Origin of the sequence: Ensifer sp. ENS11 (assembly GCF_014851895.1) — a bacterium.
In the GTDB taxonomy this organism is placed as follows: Bacteria; Pseudomonadota; Alphaproteobacteria; order Rhizobiales; family Rhizobiaceae; genus Ensifer; species Ensifer canadensis.
In genome coordinates this window covers 46341-57684 of sequence record NZ_JACVAN010000001.1, presented here as the reverse complement: position 1 = coordinate 57684, position 11344 = coordinate 46341, and the positions used below count along the sequence as shown (strand labels likewise).

Annotated in this window: 12 protein-coding genes; 6 read left to right on the top strand and 6 right to left on the bottom strand. The window is 63.2% G+C overall.

Going from position 1 to position 11344, the window contains the following annotated elements; translation table 11 throughout:
• Positions 1-240 precede the first annotated feature (240 nt).
• Positions 241-1377 (top strand): molecular chaperone DnaJ, encoded by a 1137-nt coding sequence (dnaJ, locus tag IB264_RS00285; RefSeq protein ID WP_025425430.1) that lies wholly within the window; start codon positions 241-243, stop codon positions 1375-1377.
• A 125-nt stretch (positions 1378-1502) separates the two neighbouring features.
• Here the strand turns inward: dnaJ and IB264_RS00280 are convergent, their stop codons facing one another.
• The 3 genes from IB264_RS00280 to IB264_RS00270 form a co-directional block, all read right to left on the bottom strand.
• Positions 1503-2375, bottom strand: a complete 873-nt coding sequence (locus IB264_RS00280; RefSeq protein ID WP_107026809.1) for a DUF2182 domain-containing protein — start codon at positions 2373-2375, stop codon at positions 1503-1505.
• Positions 2376-2380: 5 nt separating this feature from the next.
• A complete protein-coding gene (locus IB264_RS00275) occupies positions 2381-3016 on the bottom strand; it encodes a DUF1326 domain-containing protein (protein WP_025425428.1) in 636 nt (211 codons plus the stop codon).
• A 192-nt stretch (positions 3017-3208) separates the two neighbouring features.
• Positions 3209-3958: an SDR family oxidoreductase gene (locus tag IB264_RS00270; protein ID WP_025425427.1), complete on the bottom strand. Its 750-nt coding sequence runs from the start codon at positions 3956-3958 to the stop codon at positions 3209-3211.
• A gap of 159 nt (positions 3959-4117) precedes the next feature.
• Between IB264_RS00270 and IB264_RS00265 the strand changes: the two genes are divergently transcribed.
• Positions 4118-5017 (top strand): LysR family transcriptional regulator, encoded by a 900-nt coding sequence (locus IB264_RS00265; protein ID WP_025425426.1) that lies wholly within the window; start codon positions 4118-4120, stop codon positions 5015-5017.
• A 242-nt stretch (positions 5018-5259) separates the two neighbouring features.
• Here IB264_RS00265 and IB264_RS00260 read toward each other — a convergent pair whose 3' ends face one another.
• On the bottom strand, positions 5260-6264 hold the full coding sequence (locus IB264_RS00260; protein WP_025425425.1) for an inorganic phosphate transporter: 1005 nt from the start codon (positions 6262-6264) through the stop codon (positions 5260-5262).
• Positions 6264-6908, bottom strand: a complete 645-nt coding sequence (locus tag IB264_RS00255; RefSeq protein WP_025425424.1) for a DUF47 domain-containing protein — start codon at positions 6906-6908, stop codon at positions 6264-6266. Before IB264_RS00255 ends, IB264_RS00260 begins: the two co-directional genes overlap by 1 nt.
• Positions 6909-7203: 295 nt before the next feature.
• Here IB264_RS00255 and recF point away from each other — a divergent pair, with 295 nt between their 5' ends.
• Genes recF through IB264_RS00240 form a run of 3 tightly spaced genes read left to right on the top strand, consistent with a single transcriptional unit; the run spans position 7204 to position 9597 of the window.
• The gene (gene recF / locus IB264_RS00250) at positions 7204-8328 is read left to right on the top strand and encodes a DNA replication/repair protein RecF (RefSeq protein ID WP_025425423.1); all 1125 of its coding nucleotides are present in this window, start codon (positions 7204-7206) and stop codon (positions 8326-8328) included.
• 28 nt (positions 8329-8356) lie between these two features.
• A complete protein-coding gene (locus IB264_RS00245; protein WP_025425422.1) occupies positions 8357-9130 on the top strand; it encodes a molybdopterin-synthase adenylyltransferase MoeB in 774 nt (257 codons plus the stop codon).
• Positions 9130-9597, top strand: a complete 468-nt coding sequence (locus IB264_RS00240) for a GNAT family N-acetyltransferase (RefSeq protein ID WP_025425421.1) — start codon at positions 9130-9132, stop codon at positions 9595-9597. The genes IB264_RS00245 and IB264_RS00240 overlap by 1 nt, the downstream gene beginning before the upstream one ends.
• A gap of 11 nt (positions 9598-9608) precedes the next feature.
• Here the strand turns inward: IB264_RS00240 and IB264_RS00235 are convergent, their stop codons facing one another.
• Positions 9609-10613: a D-glycerate dehydrogenase gene (locus tag IB264_RS00235; RefSeq protein WP_025425420.1), complete on the bottom strand. Its 1005-nt coding sequence runs from the start codon at positions 10611-10613 to the stop codon at positions 9609-9611.
• A 189-nt stretch (positions 10614-10802) separates the two neighbouring features.
• Between IB264_RS00235 and IB264_RS00230 the strand changes: the two genes are divergently transcribed.
• The gene (locus IB264_RS00230) at positions 10803-11342 is read left to right on the top strand and encodes an SH3 domain-containing protein (RefSeq protein WP_025425419.1); all 540 of its coding nucleotides are present in this window, start codon (positions 10803-10805) and stop codon (positions 11340-11342) included.
• The last annotated feature ends 2 nt before the right edge of the window (positions 11343-11344 follow it).

The window sequence follows — 11344 nt, the reverse complement described above, 5'->3', positions numbered from 1 at the left end:
GAGGCCCGCGCCGCTGAAACCGCCGCTACAGAGCATCCCTGGGGGCAGGAGTGCCACCCAAAGCGGGTCTACCGGGCGCGAGACCGGCAGAAACGCCATTTTTCCGACAAAAAACCGCATCCGCGGCCCGATGGGCTATGGTATCGCGCTTCAAGGTTTACTAAATCCTGTGGCAAGGTAACCAGGCAGCCGCCGGGCCCCCGCGCTGGCACGCCTTGTCAACAGGACAATCTTTGAAGAATGAAACGTGATCTTTACGAAACGCTTGGCGTTGCCAAGAACGCGGATGAGAAGGAGCTGAAGAGCGCCTTCCGCAAACTGGCGATGCAGTATCATCCGGACAAGAACCCCGGCGACGCCGCCTCGGAAAAGACCTTCAAGGAAATCAACCAAGCCTACGAGACGCTCAAGGACCCGCAGAAGCGCGCGGCCTATGATCGTTACGGCCACGCAGCCTTCGAGCAGGGCGGCATGGGCAACGGCTTTGGCGGTAGCGCCGGTGGCGCAGGCGGTTTCTCCGACATCTTCGAAGACATCTTCGGCGAGATGATGGGTGGCGGGCGCCAGCGGCGTTCATCGGGTGGCCGCGAGCGCGGCGCCGATCTGCGCTACAACATGGAAATCTCGCTGGAAGAGGCCTATTCCGGCAAGACCGCGCAGATCCGGGTGCCGACCTCGATCACCTGCGACGTCTGCACCGGGTCCGGTGCCAAGCCTGGCACCAGCCCGAAGACCTGCGGAACCTGTCAAGGCTCGGGCCGCGTACGCGCCGCCCAGGGATTCTTCTCGATCGAGCGCACTTGCCCGACCTGCGGCGGCCGCGGCCAGACGATCACCGATCCCTGCACCAAGTGCCACGGCCAGGGCCGCGTCACCGAGGAGCGCACGCTCTCCGTCAACATTCCGGCCGGCATCGAAGACGGCACTCGCATTCGCCTCTCCGGCGAAGGGGAAGCGGGCCTGCGCGGTGGACCAGCGGGCGATCTCTACATCTTCCTCTCGGTCAAGCCGCACGAGTTCTACCAGCGCGATGGCGCCGATCTCTATTGCAGCGTGCCGATCTCGATGACGACGGCGGCGCTTGGCGGCAAGTTCGACGTCACCACGCTCGACGGCACCAAGTCGCGCGTGACCGTGCCGGAAGGCACCCAGGCCGGCAAGCAGTTCCGCCTGAAGGGCAAGGGCATGCCGGTGCTACGTTCCAGCCAGACCGGCGATCTCTACATCCAGATGCAGATCGAGACGCCGCAGAAGCTGACCAAGCGTCAGCGCGAGCTGCTACAGGAATTCGAGCAGATCTCGTCGAAGGACAACAATCCGGAATCCGCCGGCTTCTTCGCCCGGATGAAGGATTTCTTCGACACGCTGAGCGACTGACGCTCAGCGGTTGCCCCTACTGCATGTTTCCTTAGATCCTATCCGATCTAAGGATAAAAACATGCAGCAATTCAAAGTGCTACAGCGACCTTTGCGCGTCCAATAAGACGCGCGGCGCTGTAGGATCACGTCATGGCCGCAAGCTGCCACAGCCCGGCCATGACGACCGCGGCTCCCGCGACGCGGGACAGCATCCGGCCGCCGGGCACCACCTTTTCGGCGAGCACGAAAATCGCGATCACCGCGATCCACAGGACGTTCATCACGCCGCCGATGAACAGGAGCGCCATCAGCGCCCAGCAGCAGCCGACACAATAAAGGCCGTGAAGAAGACCGAACTGGTAGGCGCCGCCGGCATCGCGGCGAAAGCCGCCATGGCTCTGGATGAACATGAGCGGCGCCTGGCACTGCCTTAGGCAGGCGTCCTTCAACGCCGTCCATTGAAACAGTCCGACCGAAATCAGGATGATGCCGCTGAGAATACGGCTGCCGCTCGCCAGCATCGGCGTCAGCAGCAGAGCAGACTCCAGCAGCCATTGCCCGAGCGTCGCCAGAGCCGCAAACAGGACCCAGGCGGTGAGATAGCCGCCGGCAAAAAAGCCGGTCGCGGCAAACGGCCTGTCGTCGAGCGCCGCCTGCCGCCCGACACGGGCAAAGAGCAGGATCATCGGCGTTGCCGAAGGCGTCATCATGCCGACCATCATCACCGCCCACATGACAAAGGCATAGGCGAAGGTCGACACACTCCAGGGACGGAAGGCGACGTCGGCCATCGACGCCATGGCACCCGGCGACATGTCCATGGCCATGCCCTCGTCTGTGCCCATCGCCATGTCGCCGCTCATGCCATCGCCAGAGGCCGGCACGTGCGCCATGGCCTCCATGCCGACTGCCAGCCAGAGAATATAGAGCCAGGTAATTCCGGTCAGCGCCAACAGCGAGACCACGACGATGAGCCGGTCGCGCCTTAAAAGCGTTTCGAGCGCAGTGTCGGCCATGGGCGTCAGTGAACCACGCCGCTTTCAGACAGATGCATGCTGGCGAAATGGGCGTGCGAATCCGGAATGGACAGCGTCAGCGGCCCCTTCGTGTCGGCCCACCCGCGTCCAACCTCGCAGACGTCGTATTCGAAGCCCTGCGGCAGGTTGATGCGTGCCTGATGCGGGTTTCCGGTCACGGGGTTCAAGATCGGCTCGCCACGCGCCACGATCCACCCGGGCACATTCAGCCGTGCTGTCCGCGCGCCGACATCGACGTCGAAGTCGATCTCGGCAAAGACCGGGTCGTGAAAGGTTTCGAAGGTGGTGGCGAACACCTGGAAGAAGGTTGCTCCCGGCTCGGTATCCTGGCCGCTCATGATGCGCAGCAGCGACTCGCGCTGGGCCGGCGTGGCACGGATGTCGACGATCGGCACGACCTCACCCCTGCCCTCATGAATTGCACCGGGCCAAGCCGCAATGATCCCGCATCTCAAGCCGTCGAGGCGCGTGTCGCCGTGATGGCCCGTCTCGATCTCAAATCCACCGACGGCGCAGCAATTGCCGTGGGTCGGCAGCGCATTGAACTGGCAGGGGCAGCCATAGGCGCAATTGCAATGAATGAATTCTCGACCCTTGATCGTCCAATTGACACTCGTCATCGTCTCCTCCCGGATCTGATCGGTGTGGGATCTGCTTCATTCCGCTCGACTGTTCGACGACTTATTAGGTTTCAAGAATATACTCTCCTCCGGGCGCCCTGCCAACGCCGCCCGCGGCGTGCCGTCGATGACGAACAGGACTTTGCCGCCACGCGCGATCGAACGCGCGCGGCGGCAACAGACAGGTGAGTATCAGAGCGTGGCCATGCCACCATCGATGATCAGTTCGGCGCCCACCGTGAAGGCGGCCTCGTCTGAGGCGAGGAAGACAATTGCCTTGGCAATCTCGCTTGCATCGCCGAAGCGGCCGAGCGGGATCTGCGCGGCGATCGATGCGACGATCTCCTTGTTTTCGGCAGGCGTGGCACCGTGTCCGTCATGCAGTGGCGTCTTGATCGGGCCGGGGCTGACCGCATTGACGCGAATGCCGCGGCCGATCAGTTCGCCCGAAAGCGTCTTGGCAAGCGACAGGAGCGCCGCCTTGCTGAGCGCGTAGACGCTGGAGGTCGGCATGCCGATATGGGCGTTGATCGAGGTGTTGAGCACGATCGAGGCGGGGTTGGAGAAGATCGGCAGCAGCGCCTGGATCAGGAAGAACGGGCCCTTGACGTTGATCGCGAGCGACTGGTCGAAGCTGGCTTCGTCCCATTTTTCGATCGGCTGAAGCTTGGCGATGCCGGCGTTGACGAAGAGGATGTCAAGATGGCCGAAGGCGGCCTTGACTTGCTCGGCAACCGCCGCCTGTCCGGCGGCGTTGCCGGCATCGGCCTGGATGATGACGGCGCCTTCGCCGAGTATCTTGCGTGCTTCGGCAATGTTCTTCGGATTGGTGCCGGTAACGGCGACCCGGGCACCCTCGGCGATGAACTGGCGCGCCGTTTCGAGGCCGATGCCGCTGGTGCCGCCGGTGATGAGCGCGGTCTTGTTGTGCAAACGTGGCATGATGGAATTCCTTCTTTTGGGTTGGCCTGGCTGTTGGGTTGGCTTGGGACCGGTCTTCTTTCCATCGACCGCCGTCCTTCGTTGCCAATAGATATGGCCGAAGATTGCCGTTCGGATTAGTCTGCCAATGATGGAACTCGAATTCGGAAATGCCGAACGATGCTGAAGATCGAAGGAATTGCTGCCTTTGTCGCAGTTGCGGAAGCCGGCTCGATCAGCGAGGCGGCGCGCCGGCTGCGGCTGTCGAAATCCGTGATCAGCGAACGGGTCTCGGACCTGGAACGCCACCTGAACGCAACGCTGTTGCATCGCACGACACGCAAGCTGACTCTCACCGAAGATGGCATCGCCTTTCGCGAGCGCGCGGTGCGGATCGTCAGCGAGGTGCAGGCCGCCGCCAGCGATCTGGCGGAGCGCCGCGGGACGCTGACCGGACCATTGCGGATCGCCGCCCCGGTCAGTTTCGGGCATCTGCATCTCGGGCCTGCCCTTTACCCCTTTCTGGCGGCACATCCCGAGGTCGAATTGACGCTCGATCTCGACGATCGCCGGGTCGATGTCGCCTCGGAGGGTTATGACGCCATCGTGCGCCACGGGATCATCGCCGATTCACGGCTGGTCGTGTGGAAGCTTGCCAAAAGCAGGCGCCTGCTGGTCGCCTCGCCCGACTATCTCGATCGCAACGGCACGCCGGCCTCGCTTGCGGAACTCAACGATCACCGCGGTATCTTCTACACCAATCGCGGCGCTTCCGACTGGCGGTTCGAGGGGCCGACCGGTTCGACCGTTATCCGCGCCCGCATGGCGCTGCGCATCAACAACGGCGACATGATCCACGATGCTGCCGTCGCCGGGCTCGGCATCGCGCTGCTGCCGACATTCATCTGCGGTCCTGCGGTGCGCGACGGTCGGCTTCGCGAGATCGATGTCGGTTTTCGCCCAGAGCCGGAATTCATCTACATGGCCCATCCGGAGGGCCGACGGCCGTCGGCCAAGCTCCGGGCAATTACCGATCATCTGAAGAAGACCTTTGGCGATCCTCCGCACTGGGACCCGTGAACCGCTGCGCGGCTGTGGGCGCGACCGTTCATGCGCAACCCCCATTCGCTACATCTTGATGGGCGCCGCCCAAGTCGCGATCACGACCGGGCCGGATATCCCGGACGAGCCTTGCAACCGAAAGTCGGACGCCTGTTCCCTGAACTGGATCGTCTCATGACGCTCAGTCCCACCGCCAATGCGGAGGCTCTCTCCCCAACCGCGAGCCCCGCCCCCGGCATTGCAGCCGGAGGCGGACAGGGTCACAGGAACAGATCGACTGCGAAGTAGGTGAGCGCCGAAATCGCAGCAGCGGCCGGCATCGTCACGAACCAGGCGATGACAATGTTGCCGGCAAGGCCCCAGCGCACCGCCGAGACACGCTTGGCGGCACCCACGCCGATGATCGCGCCGGTGATCGTGTGGGTGGTCGACACCGGAATGCCGAGCCAGGTGGCGGCAAACAGCGTGATGGCGCCGCCGGTTTCCGCGCAGAAGCCCTGCATCGGATTGAGCTTGGTGATCTTCGAGCCCATGGTGTGCACGATGCGCCAGCCGCCCAACAGCGTGCCGAGCGCGATCGCCGCCTGGCAGGTGATCACCACCCAGAACGGCACATAGAACTCGGAGCCGAGATAGCCCTGCGAGAACAAGAGCACGGCGATGATGCCCATGGTCTTTTGCGCATCGTTGCCGCCGTGGCCGAGCGAATAGAGCGACGCCGAGACGAACTGCATCACCCGAAAGGTACGGTCGACAGCAAAAGGCGTCCGGCGCACGAACAGCCAGGAAACGATGAGGATCAGGAGCAGCGCCAGGAAGAAGCCGATCATCGGCGACATCACGATGGCGCCGACCGTCTTCAAGAGACCGGTCCAGACGATGGCATCGCCGCCAGTGCGGGCTAGGCCGGCACCGACGAGGCCGCCGATCAGCGCATGCGACGAACTCGACGGAATGCCGAAGATCCAGGTCGCGATGTTCCAGACGATCGCCCCCATCAGGGCCGAGAAGATCACCAGCGGCGTAACGATGCCGGGATCGATGATGCCGCGTCCGAGCGTCTCGGCCACATGCAGGCCGAAAAACAGGAAGGCGATGAAATTGAAGAACGCCGCCCACATGACCGCATATTGCGGCCGGAGCACCCGGGTCGAAACGATGGTTGCGATCGAGTTGGCGGCGTCATGCAGCCCGTTGAGAAAGTCGAAGAACAGGGCGATTGCAATGAGGGCGACGAGCAACGGCAGGGCGAGCGTCGCGTCCATCAGACGTTCTCGATCACGATGCCGCTGATCTCGTTGGCGACGTCCTCGAAGCGGTCGACGACCTTCTCGAGCTCGCCGTAGATCTCGCTACCGATAATGTAGGCCATGGCATTGTTGGCACCGTAGCGGCGGAAAAGATCCTTCAGGCCCTGGTCGTGCAGCTCGTCGGACCGGCCTTCGATGCGCGTGACCTCTTCGGCGATGGCGATGAGCCGGCCGTGGTTGACGCCGATGCGATTGAGCAGCGGAATGGCCTCGGCGATCAGGTGCGCCGCCTGGACGACGATGACGCCCATTTCCTTCATGCCCGGATCGAAGGTCTTCTGCTCGTAGAGCCGGATGGTCTTGACCGTCTTGTGCATCATGTCGATGGCATCGTCCATCGACTGGATGAGATCCTTGATGTCGCCACGATCGAACGGCGTGATGAAGGAGCGACGAACGGCCAGAAGCACTTCGCGGGTGACACCGTCTGCCTCGTCTTCAAGCGCGACGATCCGGTCGCAGTGCTTTTCGAGATCGTCGCCGCCGGCGAGGAGCTTGTCGAGCGCTTCGGCGGCACCGACGACGGTACGCGAATGTTGCGCGAAGAGATCGAAAAAGCTGTCTTCGCGGGGAAGGAGTTTGCGGAACCAAGCCAGCATCACAAATATATCCGTTCGTGGATTGTCATGCGGCTGTCATATTGTACGCAAGCGATCAAGAAAAGCGCTGAACGACTGGGATTATAAGGCTTTCCCCGCCGTTATCGCGCAATTTTGCCTGGAAATGACTCAGGTCACCTTTCGTCTTGCCTTAAAGCCCGCTTTCGTCCTACTGCATAGCTCCTTAAATCGGCATCGATTTATGGAGCTATGCAGCAAGTGTTGCAGCGTCCTTTGCACGTCCTGTTCGACGCGTGGCGCTGCGACTGGCGCCGACGTCGAATCCGGACCCGAAATGCCACAAAAGGTCTTTCTCAATCGCCTGAAGCTGAGCGAGTTCCGCAATTATGCGGCGCTGTCGCTGGCGCTCGACCAGAGGCACGTCGTGCTGACCGGCGAGAACGGCGCCGGCAAGACCAATCTGATGGAAGCGGTGTCGTTTCTGTCGCCAGGCCGTGGCCTCAGGCGTGCGGCCTATGCCGATGTCGCTCGCGTCGGCGCAAGCGACGGCTTCTCGGTCTTTGCCGAAGTCGTGGGCATGGAAGGCCCGGTCGAGATCGGTACCGGCACGGCCGGCACCAGTGAGGGGCAATCACGACGCCTGCGGCTGAACGGCACGACAGCGAGTACGGTCGATGAGCTGACCGACCATCTGCGCGTGCTGTGGCTGACGCCGGCCATGGACGGGCTCTTCACCGGCCCGTCGGCCGATCGCCGCCGTTTCCTCGATCGGCTGGTGCTTTCGCTCGATCCGGAGCATGGGAAGCGCGCCAGCGAATTCGACCGTGCCATGCGTAGCCGCAATCGGCTCCTCAGCGACTTTCGTCCCGACCCGGCCTGGTTGACTGCCATCGAGCGGGAAATGGCGGGGCTCGGCGTGTCGATGGCGCTCGCACGGCAGGAGATGCTGGGTCTGCTGACGGCGCTCGTCGAGAGAAACACCGGCGACAGCGTCTTTCCATCTGCGCGCCTGGCGCTGGCGGGCTTCCTCGACGACGAGAGCCACAAGCCAGCCTTCGACCTCGAAGAACAATATCTCACCATGCTGCGCGAGGGCCGGGCGCGCGACGCGGCCGCCGGCCGGACACTGGACGGACCGCACCGCACCGACCTCCTGATTCGCCACCGCGAAAAGGACATGGAAGCCGAGCGCTGCTCGACCGGCGAGCAAAAGGCGCTGCTCGTCGGCCTGGTTCTTGCCCATGCGCGCCTCGTCGGCGACATGACCGGTCACGCTCCTATCCTGCTGCTCGACGAGATCGCCGCGCATCTCGACATGGGCCGCCGCGCCGCCCTATTCGATCTCGTCGACGGACTTGGCGGCCAGGCCTTCATGACCGGGACGGACCGTGCGATGTTCGACGCGCTCGGCGATCGCGGCCGGTTCCTGACGGTGGAGCACGGAAGCGTATCGGGATGATGGAGCCGATCATGGAAAGTGTCCGCTCATGACTAGTACAAGCCTCGAATCATCGGAAATTGCCCGCTACGCGCGCCACATCATGCTGCCCGAACTCGGCGGTGGGGGGCAACAGAAACTCAAGGCGGCGCGCGTTCTCGTCATTGGCGCCGGCGGCCTCGGCGCTCCTGTTCTTCAATATCTCGCCGCCGCCGGCATCGGCACGCTGGGCATCGTCGACGATGACGTGGTGTCGCTGTCGAACCTGCAGCGGCAGGTGATCCACCGCACGGCCGATATTGGCCAGACAAAGGTCGAGAGCGCCTCGGCAGCGATCGGCGCGCTCAATCCGCATGTGGTGGTCGAGAGGCATCCCCTTCGTCTGGCAGCCGACAACGCCGAGGCGCTGTTGCGCCAATATGATCTGGTGATCGACGGCTCGGACAATTTCGACACGCGCTATCTCGCCGCCGATACGGCAGCAACCGTCGGCATACCGCTCGTCACCGGTGCAGTCGGCCGCTTCGACGGTTCGCTTACAGTGCTGATGCCTTATCGCTCGGGCGCGGATGGCGAACCGAACCCGTCCTACCGCGATCTCTTTCCCGAAGCGCCGCCGCCGGGCGTCGTGCCCTCCTGTGCCGAGGCCGGCATCATCGGCGCGCTCACCGGCGTCATCGGAACATTGCAGGCTATGGAAGCCATCAAGGTGATCGCCGGGATCGGCGAGCCACTCGTCGGTCGGCTGTTGATGTATGACGCTCTCTCGGCGCAATTCAGCACCATCCGCTATCGCCGGCGCAAGGACAGGAGCGCAGACTGATGCAGATCATCAGGATCGACGCTGCCTTCGATCGCTACAAGGAATTGCTGGCCCTGATCCTTGACGCCTTTGCCTATATGGACGGGCGGATTGATCCGCCATCCTCGGCCCATGCGCTAACGATTGAGGGGCTGAGCGAGAAGGCTTCGGCAGAAATTGGCTTCGTCGCCGTCGACGGCTCAGTGCTTGCCGGCTGCATCTTCTGCAAGCCGGAGACCGACTGCCTCTATATCGGCAAGCTTGCGGTTTCCGCGACCTGCCGGGGAAAAGGCGTCGGCCGACTGTTGCTTGCAAGCGCCGAAGCAGCGGCACGCGACCGCCACTTGGCCGCTCTGAGGCTGCTGACACGGATCGAACTCACCGAAAACCACAGGACGTTTTCGGCCTGGGGCTTCGTCGAAACCGACAGAACCGCTCACCCGGGCTTTACCCGGCCTACCTCGATCGAGATGCGCAAGACGCTTTGATCAGTCGCGAATCAATCGCGACCCGGCAGCACCCGATCCGGCGGCCGGTGACCGTCGAAGAAGGTGCGGATATTGATCACCACCTTGTCGCCCATGTCGATGCGACCCTCGAGCGTCGCCGAACTCATATGCGGCAACAGCACGACCTTGCCCTCGCCGGCGAGCTTGATGAGCTTGGGGTTGACCACGGGTTCATTCTCGAAAACGTCGAGCCCCGCACCGGCGATCTTGCCTTCGCGCAGGCACTTGATCAGCGCCGTCTCGTCGATGATGCCGCCGCGGGCGGTGTTGACGATATAGCTTTCCGGGCGCATCAGCGCGAGCCGACGGGCCGAAAGCAGGTGATAGGTCGCCGGCGTCGAGGGGCAATTGACCGAGACGATATCGACGCGGGCAAGCATCTGGTCGAGGCTGTCCCAATAGGTCGCCTCCAGCATCTCCTCGGTCTCGGCCTTGACCCTGTGACGGTTGTGATAGTGGATCGACAGGCCAAAGGCCTTGGCACGGCGCGCGACCGCGGTGCCGATGCGGCCCATGCCGACGATGCCGATGCGCTTGCCGGCAATGCGCCGGCCGAGCATCCAGGTCGGAGACCAGCCGGCCCATTCGCCCTTGCGATCGGTCAGGATCTGCGCACCCTCGGCGAGCCGGCGCGGCACGGCGAGAATGAGCGCCATCGCCATGTCGGCGGTGTCCTCGGTCAAAACGTTCGGGGTGTTGGTGACGGTAATGCCCTTGCGTGCGGCCGCGTCGACATCGATGTTGTCGACGCCGTTGGAGAAACTGGCGATCAGTTTCAGTTGCGGGCCGGCCTGCTCGATCAACGCCGCATCGATGCGGTCGGTCACCGTCGGCACGAGCACGTCGGCGCGCTTCACCGCCGCCACAAGCTCTGGTTGGCTGCGCGGCGTATCATCGATGTTCAGTTCGGCGTCGAAGAGCTCACGCATTCTGGTTTCGACGATGTCCGGCAGTTTCCGGGTGATGTAGACCTTGGGCTTCTTCTTGCTTGTCATTGCTGCGATGGGCCTTGTTGACGGGTCCTTAACCAAGTTGGGCGATACTTTCTCCCTGTAGCCGCAATTTCTACCAGACCCGGTCGGGAAGACAAACAAAACTCGCTGCGTCGTCCCCGCGATTTACGCCCCGGCCAAGAGCCCTGGGTGAACTGCGCCTGCAAGTTGCCACGGAAAATGAGCTTCGTCATGCGTCACGTCATTTCCAAACTCTCGTTAGCGTTGATCGCCGCCTGCATCGGCGCGGTCATCACGACGTCGGGTGCCCATGCCCAGGCCGCAAAGGGGGCCAGCGGATTGCCGCTGCCGCGTTTCGTCAGCCTGAAGGCCAAGAGCGTCAACCTGCGCATCGGCCCGAGCGTCGACTACGCGGTGGCGTTCCGCTACCTCAGGCCCGGCGTACCGGTGGAAATCATCCAGGAATACGATAACTGGCGCCGTATCCGCGACGCCGACGGCACGGAAGGCTGGGTGAACCAGGCCCTTCTGTCGGGCGACCGCACGGCCGTCACCGCGCCATGGATGCGCGGCAAGGGCGAAGGCGTCTTCGTCAACCTGCGCCGCGAGCCGCAGAGCACGGCAGGGATCGTTGCGCGCATGGAGCCCGGCGTGGTCATCCGTGTGGGTGAATGCAATGGCGACTGGTGCCACATCGAAACCCAGGGCGTCGAAGGCTGGATCGTCCAGAGCGAGATCTGGGGCGCCTATCCGGGCGAAGCCTTCAAATAAAG

Coding starts and splice junctions, on each gene's coding strand:
- dnaJ (WP_025425430.1), top strand. CDS start 241: ATGAAACGTGATCTTTACGAAACGCTTGGCGTTGCCAAGAACGCGGAT.
- IB264_RS00280 (WP_107026809.1), bottom strand. CDS start 2,375: ATGGCCGACACTGCGCTCGAAACGCTTTTAAGGCGCGACCGGCTCATC.
- IB264_RS00275 (WP_025425428.1), bottom strand. CDS start 3,016: ATGACGAGTGTCAATTGGACGATCAAGGGTCGAGAATTCATTCATTGC.
- IB264_RS00270 (WP_025425427.1), bottom strand. CDS start 3,958: ATGCCACGTTTGCACAACAAGACCGCGCTCATCACCGGCGGCACCAGC.
- IB264_RS00265 (WP_025425426.1), top strand. CDS start 4,118: ATGCTGAAGATCGAAGGAATTGCTGCCTTTGTCGCAGTTGCGGAAGCC.
- IB264_RS00260 (WP_025425425.1), bottom strand. CDS start 6,264: ATGGACGCGACGCTCGCCCTGCCGTTGCTCGTCGCCCTCATTGCAATC.
- IB264_RS00255 (WP_025425424.1), bottom strand. CDS start 6,908: ATGCTGGCTTGGTTCCGCAAACTCCTTCCCCGCGAAGACAGCTTTTTC.
- recF (WP_025425423.1), top strand. CDS start 7,204: ATGCCACAAAAGGTCTTTCTCAATCGCCTGAAGCTGAGCGAGTTCCGC.
- IB264_RS00245 (WP_025425422.1), top strand. CDS start 8,357: ATGACTAGTACAAGCCTCGAATCATCGGAAATTGCCCGCTACGCGCGC.
- IB264_RS00240 (WP_025425421.1), top strand. CDS start 9,130: ATGCAGATCATCAGGATCGACGCTGCCTTCGATCGCTACAAGGAATTG.
- IB264_RS00235 (WP_025425420.1), bottom strand. CDS start 10,613: ATGACAAGCAAGAAGAAGCCCAAGGTCTACATCACCCGGAAACTGCCG.
- IB264_RS00230 (WP_025425419.1), top strand. CDS start 10,803: ATGCGTCACGTCATTTCCAAACTCTCGTTAGCGTTGATCGCCGCCTGC.